Genomic DNA, 11351 nt, shown 5'->3' on the forward strand with positions numbered 1-11351 from the left:
GTTTAATTTAACAGGTTTTCCGGCTTTTTCCCGAGCATCCATTAGAAATGGACAATGGTAAAAATTCACCCTTGGGAGCCGTGCCGAAAAATCAGCAGCAGCCCCCCCCTCGCCAGACGCATCAGCTGATCGGCGAACAGGGCCCAGAAGACCGAAATGCCGAGCATTTCCAAAAATTCTTCGATCGCCTTGGAAAAATGCCGGACCGCCGCCGGGGAGAAGCCGCCCTGCTCGGTCATCCAGGCATGCAGGTTCCAGGGATGGGCCTCGCTCATCCCTTCGACGAAGTCGAGTCCCACGGCCAGGGCCAGGCAGCCAAGGGCCAACAGCAGGGCCGAGCGGGCACCTTTCCGGCTGAGCTGCCGCCAGAGAAAAACCAGCAGAAACAGGCCTGCTGCCGCCAGCAGGGGCAGAAAGAGCAATTGCCAGGGGTAGCTCGGGAAAATTTCCAGCAGCCTGCCACCCCAGGTCAGGGCGGCCTGGTCCCCTTCCCCCGGAAGAACAACCGCCTTGAACGCCGAGCCGACCCGCTCATGGATCAGGGCGCCGTCATCCACGGCCATCCCGGTGAAAAACAGTGCCAGAAATGCCCACCCCCACACCCGGCCGCGACTCTCCCCCCGGGCCCGCACCACCAGGACCACCAGCCAGAGGGTCAGTCCCGCCAGCAAGGTCTGGCTGGCCATGAACCAGGAGGCCAGACCGTCCTCCCTGGCGATATTGAACAGCCGGCGGATGGGCCCGATGTCGATCAGCCGCCCCCAGTTGATCAATGCGTCGGCCAGCAGCAGCAACAGCTCGATGGTCAGGCAGGCACCGAACAGCCGGCGGCGTACCTGGGCGGATTGCATCTCCAGCGTCACCGGCCCTGCGGCCTCGAGTGGGCTCGTACCCCGGGAATCTGCAGTTGATCTGTTGGCCATTCCGTACCTTTCTTCCCTTGACTTCGTTGAATCCCCCGAATTCAGGATCATTATACATTCTTCGGGCTCAAGACAATGGCCTAAGCATGGCGGTGGATGAAAAAAAAGGCCCACGCCTGGTCGGCGTGGGCCCATTTTCTGCTGAAGCACAGGAGCTTAGAAGTTATGGCAGGTGCTGCAGCTGTAGCTATGGAGACTGTGCATTCTGCTGTACCCGGGGGAAGCTTCGTACCCGTGACAGCTGGCGCAGAGGGTCTCCATGGGCGCATTGAGGTTATGGGGGGGCGGCTGAACCACGGGGATCTCGCACCCCGTCGCGTCCACCTGAGCCCCCGCGGCGGTCCCGGGGCACTGGTCCTGGGCATTGTTCACACCGTCGTTGTCGCTGTCGAGCTGGCTCTGGGCGCAGCCGCTGGCGTCGACATTCTGCCCGGACGGGGTGTTGGCGCAGGCGTCGTTGGCGTCGATGACACCGTCGTTGTCGCTGTCGGGCGGCACGACGGTGCACCCTTCGCCATCCACTTCGACCCCGGCTGGGGTACCGGCGCACAGGTCGATGGCATCGGATACGCCGTCGCCGTCGCTGTCGAGCTGGTAGGCGGAACAGCCGTTGGTGTTGACGCTCTGGCCCGCCGGGGTGTCGGGGCAGGAGTCGGCCGCATCGGCCACGCCGTCGGCGTCGCTGTCCGGGGGCAGCACTTCGCAGCCGCTGCCGTCCACCGCAACCCCGGCGGGGGTCGCGGGGCACTGGTCGAGGGCATCGGAGACGCCGTCGCCATCCGCGTCGCGCTGGGAGTCCGAGCACCCCTGGGCATCCACCGCCTCGCCGGCAGCGGTAGCCGGGCAGGCATCGGCGGTGTCGATCACGCCGTCGCCGTCGCTGTCGGGATCGGGAACAACCACCAGGTCATCGGCCATGCCGTTGCAGTTCTCATCGATGTTGTTGCCGGGGATTTCCGCGGCAGCCGGGTTGATCGCCCCGTCGCTGTCGTTGCAGTCCTGGGCCTGGACGAAACCGTCCTGATCCAGGTCGTCATCGTCGACCATGCCGTTGCAGTTCTCGTCGACGCCGTTGTAGGGGACTTCGCTCGCCGTCGGGTTGACGGCGGCATCGTCGTCGTTGCAGTCGGCGCCGCCGAAGGCCAGGCCGTCAAACCCGTCGCCATCGACATCGGTCACCACCGGGGGCTCTTCCACCGGAGGCTCCTCCACGGGAGGTTCTTCCACCGGAGGCTGATCCACCGGGGGCTGATCCACCGGGGGCTCTTCCACCGGACCATCCTCGTCGCTGGAGTCATCGTCTTCGCTGCGGTCGTCTTCGCGCTGCTGCTTCGCCTTGGCGATCCGCTCCTTCCAGCTGTCCCCGAAGTTGCGCCTTTTCTGGAACCAGGACCAGTCTCCGGCGAAGGAGTTGGAAAGATTGGGCCCGGTGGTCGCCAGCAACAGGAATATGCCGATAATGCCTAGAATTCTTTTCATTTATGCCTCTCGATCAAGAATTTGTATGATTCCTTTGGGCCCGCTCAGAAGTTGTGGCAGGTCGAGCAGTTGTTGCCGTGCCGCGACTGGAGCGAGGAGTGGCTGTAATTGGCCGGGTCCTTGAAGCCGTGGCAGCTGCGGCAAAGGGTGGTCGCGGGGGCCTTGAGGATGCTGGGGGCGGCCACGACCTCGCAGCCCACGGCGTCCACTTCCACGCCGGCGGCGGTGTTCGGGCACTGGTCCTGGGCATTGTTCACGCCGTCGTTGTCGCTGTCGAGCTGGCTGGCGCTGCAGCCGCCGGCATCGACCTGCTCGCCGAAGGGGGAGTTGGCGCAGGCATCGTTGGCATCGGTGACACCGTCGTTGTCGCTGTCCACCTGGCTGTTGCCACAACCGTTGGCGTCGGCGGCATCCCCGGCGGGGGTCCCGGGGCACAGGTCGCGGGCATCGGATACGCCGTCGCTGTCGCTGTCGAGCTGGGACGCCGAGCAACCATTGGCGTTGGCCAACTCGTTGGCCGGGGTATTCTGGCAGGAGTCGAGCTCGTCGGCCACGCCGTCGCCATCGCTATCGACGGCCACCGGGGGCTGTTCAACCGGGGGCTGTTCAACCGGGGGCTGTTCAACCGGGGGCTGTTCAACCGGGGGCTGTTCAACCGGGGGCTGCTCCACGGGGGGCTGCTCCGCGGCCCAATCGGCGTGGCACTTCAGGCAGTCCTCGGTGACCGGCTTGCCGGCCATGGCGCGGCGGTGTTTTTTTACCGCCAGGCCATCTCTTCTGACCCGGGGGCGATCATCGTCATCGCTGTCATCGTCATCGCTGTCATCGTCGTCGCTCTGCGCTGCGACGAGGTTGGCGTTCCAACCGGAGTTTCTGTACGTTCTTTCGGAGTTTTCCCTTTCGCCGTCCCTGGCCTGGGCTTCGCGGATTCCGGGGAGGACCAAGGCGACCATCAGGAGCAAACTCAACAGACTCACCCACTTTTTCATGCGCGTTCTCTTCCTTTCCTGGTTGACTGGTTGTTCATATCGTCCGCCGCATGGCGAAACCTTCTCTCAACGCCTTCCCCTATCAGCAGAAAGGATGCCAGCAAACAGGATTTCATTGGTCCTGAAAGGACTTGCGCATTTTTCAATTGTTTGAAACCACAAGGTCTTTTTCCATCGACGCGGATACGGAGAAATATTGAAAGTGGCCAATTTCATACTCCTGGGCAGGCAGCCCCGGCGCTCCGTTTTGGCCTGAAGTCCCCGGGAGGGGATTAAAAGTGTCGCGGAGGGGCGCCACCCCCCGGTAATTTAACCAGAGGAAAATTTACAGGAGTATTGGCCCGGGGGGGAAATGCTAAGGGTATCACCTCGAGCAATTGCCCCAACTGGTTGGTATTCAATCAATATTTTGCAGGGAGGGAGCAGTTTCGGCGAACCGGGAAGGCGGCTGAACCCTCGTCGCCCCTTGGCGACAGAGGGTCTATTGGGGCAAGAAAGGACGGTCGCAAAATGGCGACGCGCGCCGCAGGAAGCGGGGGAGGAAACGTTTATTGGAATTCGATCTTGTAATAGAGGTCGGCGCCGCTTTCTACCCCGACGTTGGTCTCCAGCTCCCAGCGGCGGGTGATGCTGTAGCGCAGGCGGAATTCGTTGGCGTTGTTCACCAGCCCCCGGCCGATGCTGATGTACAGCTCGGGGGTCAGATACTTGCCGAGGGTGATCATCGACGACTCCACGTCGCCGTCGCCGGCCTGGATGTCGATGACATCGAGCCCCAGGCGGCGCTGCAGCCGGTCCTGGAGCACCGTCGACTCTCCCTTGGACAGCAGGGCTCCGGCGGCCACCATGAGCATGCTCGCCTGGCCGCTGTCGGCCCCGACGGGGTGGCCGAGGACCACGTAGCCGAGGATGTCGGTGTCAGGCATGCCCGGCTCCGAGTAAAGCTTCACCACCGGCGCCCTGGGGGTGCCGCTGACCCGCACCCCCGCCTTGACCTCGCCGACGGTGCGCAGGGCCAGGACATCGAGGGTCGGCCGGTCGATGGGCCCTCCGGCGAACAGCACCTTGCCCCGGGTCACGTTGAGCTTGACCCCGTAGGTGGAGTAGGAGCCGCGCGCCACGCTGATCTCCCCCTGGGCGGTGACGTCGGCCGGGCCGGTGGCGGCGAGGTTGACCGCGCCGGCCAGCCGGGCGTCCACCCCGGCGAGCCTGATCAGCACACTGTCGCCCAGCACCACCCGGACGCGGACATCGAGCTCCAGGGGCATGGGCTTGTCCGTAGGCTGGGCCGCGTCGACGATGATCACGTCCTGGCTCGGCTCCACCGGAGTACGCCCCTGCTTGCCGGTGACCAGCACCTCGGGGAGGGTCACCTCGCCGCGGACTTTGAGATGGCGCAGGTCCCCCTCGAGCTGCAGGTCGGGCTTGACCTGCACCTGCAGCTCGGGCAGGTTGATCAGCTGGAATCTGTCTCCGCCGAGCTGAGCTTTGTACCCGGCGAGCCGCCACTCGCTGAGGCGGATCTCGCCCTCCCCGGTGAGCCGCCCCTTGCCCGAACGCGCTTCGAAAGCCTGGATGCGGATGGTCTCGCCGGCGAACCCCGCCCGCAGGCCCACCCCCTCCAGCTGAATGCCCGCCGCCGGAAGGTAGGCGCCGGCCTTGGCCAGGCTCAGCTCCCCTGTCAGGCCGGGCTGCCGCCAAGGACCGGACATTTCGAGATCGAGCAGGAGCTCCCCGCGGCTCTCCTGCACCACTCCCGGCAACAGCGCGGCCAACAGCCCCTTTTCGTTCATGTTGCCGGCGAGCCGGGCCCGCAGCTCCCCCTGCGGGTCGATGGCCACGGGCAGCCGCGCCGCCAGGGGGAGCAGAAATTCCCCCTCAAGCTTTCCGTAGTCGGAGAGCGCCAGGGCCAGTCCGCCCGTCAGCGCGGCGCCCCGCCAGTCCCAGTTCAGTTCGGCCTGGCGCAGCTGCGCGGAGATTTTCCCCTCGCCGTTCTCCTGCCACTCCAGCCCGCCCCCGCCAATTCCGGCCCGCCCGGTCACCTCAAGGCTCCCGTCCGGCAGCCAGCGCCCCTGGGCCTGCCCGGCCAGCACACCCTCCAGGGTCACTTCGCGGGGCAGAAATGGGCGCAACCGGGCCAGGTCGAGCTGCTCCCAGTCCAGGCGGAAATCCCCCTGCCGCGGCAGCTGCAGCCGACCGGGTTCGACTGAGTCGAGCCTGGCCCGCAGTTGGCCACCATCCTTCAGGGCCGCATCCAGCTCCACCAGCAGCCCCGCGGAACCCCAACTGAAATCGCTGCGCACCCGGGAGATCTCCAGAGCCAGCTGCTCCCGCTGGATCCGCCCCTGCAGGCCGAGCGTGCCGTCGAGTTCAAGTTCGCCCGAAGCCTGCCACTGCCCGCGGATATCCCCGCTGCTGCTGCCGTCGAGCTCGATCCCGGGGAGCCAGGGGCGCAGCTGGGACAGGGACAGGGCGTCCCAGTCCACGGCGAACTCCGCCTGCTCCGGCAGCCCGAAACGGGCCGGCTGGTCCGAGGCGACATCGGCGCTGAGCCGCTCGCCGCCCCCCAGGACCAGGCGCAGCCCGGCAATCAGCCCCCGGCCGTCCCAATCGAGGTCGACCCTCCCCCGGCTGATTTCCAGCTGCTGCTCACCGCGCCGCAACAGGGCCTCGAGATCGACCCGCCCGGCCATATCCATCGGCCCCGACTCGGGCCAGAGCACTTCGGCATCCGCCGAAACCCGCCCCTTGGCTTCCAGCTGGCCGAGCCAGGGGTTGGCCCGGGCCAGGTCGAGCCCTCCGGCCGAAACTCTGGCGTGGCCGCGCAACGGCTGCAGGGACAGATCGGCGTCGGCCGCGAGGGTCTCGCCGCGCCGGCTGGCCAGGGCCAGGCCCTCGAGCCACAGCCGCTGCGGCCCTGCGGCCAGTTGCGCGGGCCGCTCCAGCCCCCAGTTGCCGAAGCGACGGTCCTCCCCGCCGGCCTCGGCCAGGGTGCCGTGCCAGGCGCCGTCCCGATAGCCACCGGCGGCTTTGAGCCGGGCGTTGCCGCCGTCCCAGGCCAGCTCGAGCCGTCCCTGGTGGCTGGCGAGGCTGCCGTCGATCCCAAGGGCAAGCCGCTCGAGACGGTAATCCCCATAGGCCAGCGCGCGCCCGCGGGCGTCGATATGGATCGGCGCGCCGCGCCCCTGATGGCGCAGGGTCAGCTTGAGCTGTTCGGCCCGCACCCCGAAACCGGCCAGTTCCCGGGCGAGGCCCTCGAGCTCGCCGCTCAGGTAGGCATCGCGCCAGCGCAGCCACCCCTTGGCCTGGAGCGCCCCCTGGGCTGCGGGATAAAGCCCGTCCAGGCGGCGGATGTCGACAGCCAGGGCCACCCGCTCGGCCAGCGGCCCCGCGGCGGAGAGGTCGAAGCCGTCCCCGTGCAGTTCGAGCCGCCCGATGTCCAGCCGCTGCCCCTGCAACCGGGCGTCGAGATCTCCGGTCAGCGCCTTGCCGCGCAGGCGGCTGTCGAGCAGACGGGCTGTCGCCCTGAGGTCGAGGGGGCCACCGGGGGGAATCCGCACTGCCGAATCCACCTCCAGGTTCACCCGGCCCGGCCAATCGGCGCTGAAGACCGCGGGATCGAGGCGGCGCCCGGCGAGCTGGCCGGCGGCCTCGAACCCCTCCGCCCAACCGAGGCGCACGGCGCCGCTCAGGTCGCCGCGCAGCCAGCTTCCCTGAAGATCGGCCAGCGAGATCCCCCTGAGGTCGCCCTCCAGGCTCCCCGCCAGCGTTCCCCCCTGCCACCCCGCTACCCGGTTGGCCAGGTCAAAAGTCCCCCGGTAACCGCTCGGACGCCCCTGCACCCTGAGGGTTCCGCTCACCCCGGTGGCGACGCCGGTCTCCTCTTTCAGATCGAGGTCGCTCAGCAGCGCCTCGAGGGCCAGCTCGGGATCGGCCTCCAGGGTCATGTCCCCCCGGATCTCGACCCGCCCGGGTTGCTCCGGCCGGGTCAGCGCCAGCGAGGCGACCCGCAGGCGCTCGGCGGCAAGGGCCAGCTCTGCCTGGGCATGGTAGCGGGCCCGCTCGCCGCTGCGCGCCTCGAGGGACAGGACCCCGGCCACCCCGGCCGTGCCCTCGTCCCCCTGCAGGTCGGCCTCAAGCACGAACCCATCGAGCCCAGCCGCCGCCCTGGCCAGCGTGGCCTCGGCGGAGAGTTCCAGCAGCGGCTCGACGAAACCGGCGCGCAACTGCGCCTGAGCACTACCGAGGCTGCTGGCGATCTCCAGGCCGGTGACGGAAAGGATCCCCTCGTGCCAGCCCAGGGCCACCGCCGCCCGCTCGATCACCAGCGGTTCGCCGGTGGCCGGGCGCAGGATCAGCTCCGTAACATCGAGACGCCGGATGTCCGCCTGCAGGCGTAGCGGTAGCCCCGAGAGCCGGGGCCAGGAAAAGGCGAAGGGGGCTTTTTCCCGGGGCTCGGGGGGTTCCTCCGCGGGCGGCGGCAGGCGCACCTCGATCTTGGCGCCGCGCAGCTGCTCCACCTCCAAGTGCCCCCGGAGCAGGGCGGCCAGGTGCCAGTCCAGCTCCAGTTGCGCGGCGCTCGCTCCCCCTTGGGGCCAGTCGACCTCGAGCTGCTCGAGGCGCAGCCGCTTGGCCAGAACGCCGTCCACCCGCCCCGCGGCGATCTCGAGCGGCGTCCAGCGCGAAGCGGCCCCCAGCGCCCACTCGGCCCCCGAGGTGGTCCAGAGCAGCCAGTAGACCGCGGCGGCCAGCGCGGCGGCCAGGGCCAGGCAGCCCCAGAGGACGTATTTGACCAGACGGTTTACCATCCGAAACCGATGCTCACATGCAATTTAAGAGAGGGATCGGCCACCCCGAGCTGGCGGGCCAGATCCACCTTGATCGGCCCCACCGCCGTGTAGCGGCGCACCCCGAGTCCCGCGCCCTGAAAGAACTTGATGCTGGAAAAGGAATTGAAGGCATTGCCGGCGTCGTAAAAGGCGGCCACCCCCCAGCTCTCGCCGATGGCCCGCTCCAGCTCGATGCTCCCCACGGCGAGGTTCTTGCCGCCGACCACGTCGCCGTTGTCGTCCTCGGGCCCCAGGGACTTGTACGAGTAGCCCCTGACGCTCTGGTCGCCGCCGGCGAAAAACCGCAGGGAGACCGGGAATTCGCGCAGCGGTTCGTTCTGCAGGCTGGTCGCCGCCTCGACCCGGGTGATCAGGGAAAGGCGGCCCGGCAGCGAAACCAGGGCGTTGCCCGACACCAGAAACTGCAGCAGCCCGGTATCCGAGCCGAGCACCTGGTGGCCGCCGCGGCTCTCCAGGCTGTAGAAATACCCGTTGCTGGGGCGTACCGGGTCGTTGTAGCGGCGACGAGAGAAGCGGACCCCGGGCAGGATCATCTGCGAGCTGTTCTGCTCCTCGCCGATGCTCGATTTCTCCTGGAGCAGGCGCAGAAAGACCGACCCCAGCCGCCCCTTGCCGAAGCCCCGCACCCGCTCGGCCTCGGCGAACAGTGACTCGGTCTCGAAGGTGTCGATGTCCTCGTGCTCGTAACCGACCCGAAAAATGGTGAAGCTCTCGATGTTGCGGTAGCCCGGCATGGTGTAGCTGCCGACCAGCGACTGGCGCAGCTGGGCGATCAGCAGATCGGCCTTCAGCTCGTGCCCCAGGTGAAACAGGTTGACGTCCTTGTAATTGAGGGAGACCCGCGGCCCGGTGTCGGTGCCGTAGCCTACCCCCGGGCGCAACCGCCGCCGGGCCGAAGGGACCAGCTTGATGTCGACGGGGACTTCCCGGTCCTCGGCCAGGTCCTTGCGCGGGGTGACGATCACCTCGCGGAACCGGTCCGAGTCGAGGAAATTGAGCTGGGTCTGGCCGAGCCGCGCATAGGAGAAGTCGTCGCCGCGCTTGAACGCCTGGTAACGCAGCAGAAAACGTTCGGGGTAGTCGGGCGCGCCATGCACCAGCACGTCGCCGAAACGAAAATGGGCCCCGGTATCGAGCACCAGGTCGATTTCGGCGCTGCGCTCCCCGCGGTGCACCCGGACCTCATGCCGGCTGAACTCGGCATCGAGGTAGCCCAGGTCGATGGCCCGGGATTTCAGGGCCCCCTTGCCCTTTTCGTAGAGGTCGTGGCGCAGCACGGCGCCCCGCTCCAGGGGGAACCTCCCGACCAGGGCGCGCAGTTCCTTGACGTTGGCGCCGGCGCCCTCGATATCCAGATGCAGCTCCGTCACCCGCACCGGTTCGCCGGGAGTGACCTCGACCTCCAGAAGGTAGCGCTTGTCGCCGGTCTTCTCCAGCCGGGTGGTCACCTCGGCATCGTAATAGCCAAAGGGGGCCAGGGCCGCGGCGACCTTCTGCGGCACCTGGCGCTCGAAGCGCTTGAGCCAGCGCAGGTCGGGCACCCCGTCACGCACCAGGGCCGATGGGACCACCAGGGCGGCTTGGACGTTTTTCAGCAGATCGTCCTCGAGGCCCTCGACGACCACCTGAACCGGCTCGGCCGCCCCGAGCAGCGGCACATCCTCGAGCAGCGGGATCTGGGCCCCGGCCATGCCGGGCCACAAAACCAGGGCGGCGAGGATCAGCAGCGACCAGAGGGATACAATTATATATAAGCGTCGTACCATGGCAGCGAAGAGCCCACAGGGCAAAATATCCGACCGCACACCAACCTGGGTTGGCGTCGTTGGCGTCGTTGGCGTCGTTGGCATTCAAGAATATAGGATAATGGAGGAAACGGGAATTGGAAACTCGCTGAGGCGAACCCAACCGGGGCTTCCCACCTTAGGGGGGCGCCGGATGAAAAAGTACTGTTTCCCTTTTCCGGGGCTTTTACCTATAATGGCGCGATGCGACCCCTGGGCCTTGCAATCAGCATTATTATCTTCACCCTGCTCCTGCTGCCGGGAAATGGGCTGGCCTGGCATCCCCGGCTCGAGGCGGACTCGATCATCGACGGCCGGGGGCCCGCCCCGATCGTCGGCGAGAACCTCCCCTACGTGGTTGGCCAGGGCGAGACCCTCATCGAGCTCGCCCGCCGGGCCGGCGTCGGCTACGGGGCCATGGTGCGGGCCAACCCCGGGGTCGACCCCTGGCTCCCCCCGCCCGGCAAGGAGATCATCCTCCCCTACGCGGCCATTCTGCCCCTCGGCTCCGGACCCGGCATCACCATCAACCTGGCCGAAATGCGCCTCTACCTGGTCTGGGACGAGGCCGGCAGCCGCCGGGTGCGCATCTACCCCATCGGCATCGGCCGCGAAGGGCGCAACACGCCCGAGGGACTCTACAAGGTGATCAGCCGGGCGGAAAACCCCTCCTGGACCCCACCCCCCTCCATCCGCAAGGAACGCCCCGAGCTGCCGCCGGTGGTGCCGCCCGGGCCGGACAACCCCCTGGGGGATTTCTGGATCGGGCTCTCCGCCGAGGGGATCGGCATCCACGGCACCCACAAGCCCCTGGGGATCGGCCGGCGGGTCAGCAGCGGCTGCATCCGGCTCTACCCCGAGGACATCCGCGACCTGTTCGGCCGGGTCAAGGTCGGCACCCCGGTGCGCATCATCTACCAGACCGTGAAGCTGGGCGTCCACGACAAGGGGATCTTCCTCGAGGCCCACCCGGACGAGTTGGGCAAAAGCGCGGGGCCCCTGGAGGAAATCGCCGGCCAGGCCCAAGCCCTCGGCTATGACCTGCGCGTCGACCAGCAATTGCTCATCGACCTGGTTCGCCAGGCCCGCGGCCTGCCCCAGATGATCGCACAGATCGTCGGCGGGCAGAAAACCCAACCTGTCGAGCCCCCCGCCGACAAATCCGTCGCCGCCCTGCCCGCCCCGCTCCGGGATCCGTAGATCACCTCAGCCGGTTTTTTGACTCAAACCCATATTAAACTCCCCGCTCCACCCGCCCTCTCCTCTCCAACTACCTGCCAATACTTGACTCCGTCCCTCGCACAAGCCCCCCAACTGCCCCTGGCA

Annotated in this window: 6 protein-coding genes; 1 reads left to right on the top strand and 5 read right to left on the bottom strand. The window is 67.4% G+C overall.

What is annotated here, in order from left to right:
* Nucleotides 1-65 precede the first annotated feature (65 nt).
* From DESUT3_RS13350 to DESUT3_RS13370, 5 genes are all read right to left on the bottom strand, one after another.
* Nucleotides 66-923, bottom strand: a complete 858-nt coding sequence (locus DESUT3_RS13350) for a hypothetical protein (RefSeq protein ID WP_221248980.1) — start codon at nucleotides 921-923, stop codon at nucleotides 66-68.
* A gap of 156 nt (nucleotides 924-1079) precedes the next feature.
* Nucleotides 1080-2402 (bottom strand): putative metal-binding motif-containing protein, encoded by a 1323-nt coding sequence (locus DESUT3_RS21245; RefSeq protein ID WP_221248981.1) that lies wholly within the window; start codon nucleotides 2400-2402, stop codon nucleotides 1080-1082.
* A gap of 44 nt (nucleotides 2403-2446) precedes the next feature.
* Nucleotides 2447-3391 (bottom strand): thrombospondin type 3 repeat-containing protein, encoded by a 945-nt coding sequence (locus DESUT3_RS13360; protein WP_221248982.1) that lies wholly within the window; start codon nucleotides 3389-3391, stop codon nucleotides 2447-2449.
* A gap of 548 nt (nucleotides 3392-3939) precedes the next feature.
* The gene (locus DESUT3_RS13365; RefSeq protein WP_221248983.1) at nucleotides 3940-8199 is read right to left on the bottom strand and encodes a translocation/assembly module TamB domain-containing protein; all 4260 of its coding nucleotides are present in this window, start codon (nucleotides 8197-8199) and stop codon (nucleotides 3940-3942) included.
* A complete protein-coding gene (locus DESUT3_RS13370) occupies nucleotides 8193-10007 on the bottom strand; it encodes an autotransporter assembly complex protein TamA (RefSeq protein ID WP_221248984.1) in 1815 nt (604 codons plus the stop codon). Before DESUT3_RS13370 ends, DESUT3_RS13365 begins: the two co-directional genes overlap by 7 nt.
* Nucleotides 10008-10229: 222 nt before the next feature.
* On the opposite strand from DESUT3_RS13370, the gene DESUT3_RS13375 reads away from it, so the two are divergent.
* Nucleotides 10230-11225: a L,D-transpeptidase family protein gene (locus tag DESUT3_RS13375; RefSeq protein ID WP_221248985.1), complete on the top strand. Its 996-nt coding sequence runs from the start codon at nucleotides 10230-10232 to the stop codon at nucleotides 11223-11225.
* Nucleotides 11226-11351: the final 126 nt, after the last annotated feature.

Source organism: Desulfuromonas versatilis (assembly GCF_019704135.1).
GTDB classification, from domain to species: Bacteria; Desulfobacterota; Desulfuromonadia; order Desulfuromonadales; family NIT-T3; genus Desulfuromonas_A; species Desulfuromonas_A versatilis.